The following is a 1,124-nucleotide window of genomic DNA, read 5'->3' on the forward strand; positions in this document are numbered from 1 at the left end:
GGCGCCCAGGCCCAGGTCCTGGAAAGCCACGTTGTCGGTGTCATAGGGGGCAATCTGCACGTTCTCGAACGGGTACTGCAGTTGGGTGTCTTCGGCGCCTTCGATCACCAGGTTTTTGTTCAGGTAGAAGAATGCCGCGGGTTCCAGCAACGGGCCGACCGCTACCGGCAGCACCGGGCGCGGCAGGCCGGCCTTGGTGCACTCGGTATCGACCACGGCCAATTCGGTGAGCGAGGGTGATTGCAGGACGTAGAACACCGGCCGGCTGCGGTCGAGGTTAAGGGTAAGGGACGACTGGTTGATCGTCTCCGAGCGAACCCAGAGGTACAACAGTCGACGCAAGGTGCCAAACACCAGACGGCGGAACGGGGAGCGGGTCATAGGCGAGCTGCTTCAAGTGGAAAAAACCGAGCAGGTGCTCGGGCGGGTAGTGTGCCGTATTCGCCGAAAATCGGCAAAAAAGCAGCGATGTAAAGTTGAGTTGATCGTTTTTGAGCCTGTCATATACTCGGCAGTTCAACGCGAGCGACTCAACAATAACAATCATGTGGGAGTGAACAGATGACAACGCGCGAAACCGGTAATGTGAAGTGGTTCAACGATGCCAAGGGGTATGGTTTTATTCAGCGTGAAGACGGCAAGGATGTGTTTGTACACTACCGCGCCATTCGCGGTGAAGGTCACCGTTCCCTGGCCGAAGGCCAGCAGGTGGAATACGCCGTGGTGAGCGGCGAGAAGGGCTTGCAGGCAGAGGATGTGGTTGGTTTGTAATGCGGATTTTTGTTACAGCGTAGAACCCATGTGGGAGGGGGCAAGCCCCCTCCCACATTTTGATTGGGTTCACACATTCAGATCAGGTGGTTTTCCAGGTGATCTGCTCTTCACCGTCTGTGCTGATGCGAATCCAGGTGTCGGCGCTTTCCTCACCTTCTTCCTCTACCCAACTGCCCGGCGCGCAACGCACTTCAACGTTCAGCGCGGCAAAGGCGGCGCGGGCGCAGGCGATTGCTGATTTTGCGGCTAGACTGACAATCGAACTATAATTTCTAACATTTCATTTCGTTATTTCGCGTAATTAGAAAACGCAAGGAATCCCCTATGAGCACTAAAACTATCTTCGTCCA

At 55.5% G+C, this 1,124-nt stretch carries 1 protein-coding gene and 1 pseudogene; one reads left to right on the forward strand and one right to left on the reverse strand.

The window, feature by feature from the left end:
- Positions 1-381 (reverse strand): annotated as a pseudogene (locus tag L9Z73_RS30950) (hypothetical protein); the annotation flags it as partial.
- Positions 382-561: 180 nt separating this feature from the next.
- On the opposite strand from L9Z73_RS30950, the gene L9Z73_RS30955 reads away from it, so the two are divergent.
- Positions 562-771, forward strand: coding sequence for a cold-shock protein (locus L9Z73_RS30955; RefSeq protein WP_017844724.1), 210 nt, complete (start codon positions 562-564; stop codon positions 769-771).
- Positions 772-1,124: the final 353 nt, after the last annotated feature.

It is taken from the genome of Pseudomonas emilianonis (assembly GCF_023072625.1).
In the GTDB taxonomy this organism is placed as follows: Bacteria; Pseudomonadota; Gammaproteobacteria; order Pseudomonadales; family Pseudomonadaceae; genus Aquipseudomonas; species Aquipseudomonas paraveronii.